The following is a 1984-nucleotide window of genomic DNA, read 5'->3' as shown; positions in this document are numbered from 1 at the left end:
TCGCGCTCACCAAAGCTCAGGTGCGTCTCGCGCAAGCCGCCATGGCCCAGCGCGATACTTCAGTTTCCGATCTCTGCAAGGAACTCGGCATCGAGCGCGTCACTCTCTACCGATATGTCGGTCCCAAAGGCGAGCTCAGAGACCATGGAAAGCATGTTCTCGGACTTACGTAGCAACTCGTTTCTTTTCGCAGGTTGAGCCACCTCCGCGCTTCATCAGAAAACTGAAGGAACCTCCATTGAATCGAACTAATATTTTTTTTGGTGAATCGCATTCTGACTGGTTGCCTGTCAGAGGCGGAGAATCTGGTGATTTTGTTTTTCGACGTGGTGACGGGCATGCCTTCGCGAAAATCGCACCTGCTTCCCGCCGCGGTGAGCTCGCTGGAGAGCGTGACCGCCTCATTTGGCTCAAAGGTCGAGGTGTGGCTTGCCCCGAGGTGATCAACTGGCAGGAGGAACAGGAGGGTGCATGCTTGGTGATAACGGCAATTCCGGGAGTACCGGCGGCTGATCTGTCTGGAGCGGATTTGCTCAAAGCGTGGCCGTCAATGGGGCAGCAACTTGGCGCTGTTCACAGCCTATCGGTTGATCAATGTCCGTTTGAGCGCAGGCTGTCGCGAATGTTCGGACGCGCCGTTGATGTGGTGTCCCGCAATGCCGTCAATCCCGACTTCTTACCGGACGAGGACAAGAGTACGCCGCAGCTCGATCTTTTGGCTCGTGTCGAACGAGAGCTACCGGTGCGGCTCGACCAAGAGCGCACCGATATGGTTGTTTGCCATGGTGATCCCTGCATGCCGAACTTCATGGTGGACCCTAAAACTCTTCAATGCACGGGTCTGATCGACCTTGGGCGGCTCGGAACAGCAGATCGCTATGCCGATTTGGCACTCATGATTGCTAACGCCGAAGAGAACTGGGCAGCGCCAGATGAAGCAGAGCGCGCCTTCGCTGTCCTATTCAATGTATTGGGGATCGAAGCCCCCGACCGCGAACGCCTTGCCTTCTATCTGCGATTGGACCCTCTGACTTGGGGTTGATGTTCATGCCGCCTGTTTTTCCTGCTCATTGGCACGTTTCGCAACCTGTTCTCATTGCGGACACCTTTTCCAGCCTCGTTTGGAAAGTTTCATTGCCAGACGGGACTCCTGCAATCGTCAAGGGATTGAAACCTATAGAAGACATTGCTGATGAACTGCGCGGGGCCGACTATCTGGTATGGCGCAATGGGAGGGGAGCAGTCCGGTTGCTCGGTCGTGAGAACAATCTGATGTTGCTCGAATATGCCGGGGAGCGAATGCTCTCTCACATCGTTGCCGAGCACGGCGACTACCAGGCGACCGAAATTGCAGCGGAACTAATGGCGAAGCTGTATGCCGCATCTGAGGAACCCCTGCCTTCTGCCCTTCTCCCGATCCGGGATCGCTTTGCAGCTTTGTTTCAGCGGGCGCGCGATGATCAAAACGCAGGTTGTCAAACTGACTACGTCCACGCGGCGATTATAGCCGATCAAATGATGAGCAATGCCTCGGAACTGCGTGGGCTACATGGCGATCTGCATCATGAAAACATCATGTTCTCCAGTCGCGGCTGGCTGGTGATAGATCCCGTCGGTCTGGTCGGTGAAGTGGGCTTTGGCGCCGCCAATATGTTCTACGATCCGGCTGACAGAGACGACCTTTGTCTCGATCCTAGACGCATTGCACAGATGGCGGACGCATTCTCTCGTGCGCTGGACGTCGATCCGCGTCGCCTGCTCGACCAGGCGTACGCTTATGGGTGCCTTTCCGCAGCTTGGAACGCGGATGGAGAAGAGGAGCAACGCGATCTAGCTATCGCGGCCGCGATCAAGCAGGTGCGACAGACGTCATACTAGATATCAAGCGACTTCTCCTATCCCCTGGGAACACATCAATCTTACCGGAGAATATCGTTGGCCAAAGCCTTAGCGTAGGATTTCGCCCTCTCCCGCAAACGACCCC

At 55.8% G+C, this 1984-nt stretch carries 2 protein-coding genes and 1 pseudogene; all 3 read left to right on the top strand.

The window, feature by feature from the left end; genetic code table 11:
* A pseudogene (locus FAA86_RS25265) lies at positions 1-173 on the top strand (recombinase family protein); the annotation flags it as partial.
* Between the two features lie 65 nt (positions 174-238).
* Positions 239-1042, top strand: a complete 804-nt coding sequence (aph(3'')-Ib, locus tag FAA86_RS24280; protein WP_001082319.1) for an aminoglycoside O-phosphotransferase APH(3'')-Ib — start codon at positions 239-241, stop codon at positions 1040-1042.
* Positions 1042-1878 (top strand): aminoglycoside O-phosphotransferase APH(6)-Id, encoded by an 837-nt coding sequence (locus FAA86_RS24275; RefSeq protein ID WP_000480968.1) that lies wholly within the window; start codon positions 1042-1044, stop codon positions 1876-1878. Before aph(3'')-Ib ends, FAA86_RS24275 begins: the two co-directional genes overlap by 1 nt.
* The last annotated feature ends 106 nt before the right edge of the window (positions 1879-1984 follow it).

It is taken from the genome of Rhizobium rosettiformans W3 (genome assembly GCF_004912135.1).
Lineage (GTDB): Bacteria > Pseudomonadota > Alphaproteobacteria > Rhizobiales > Rhizobiaceae > Allorhizobium > Allorhizobium rosettiformans.
The sequence above is the reverse complement of the archived record's forward strand: the minus strand, read 5'-3'. Positions and strand labels throughout refer to the sequence as shown.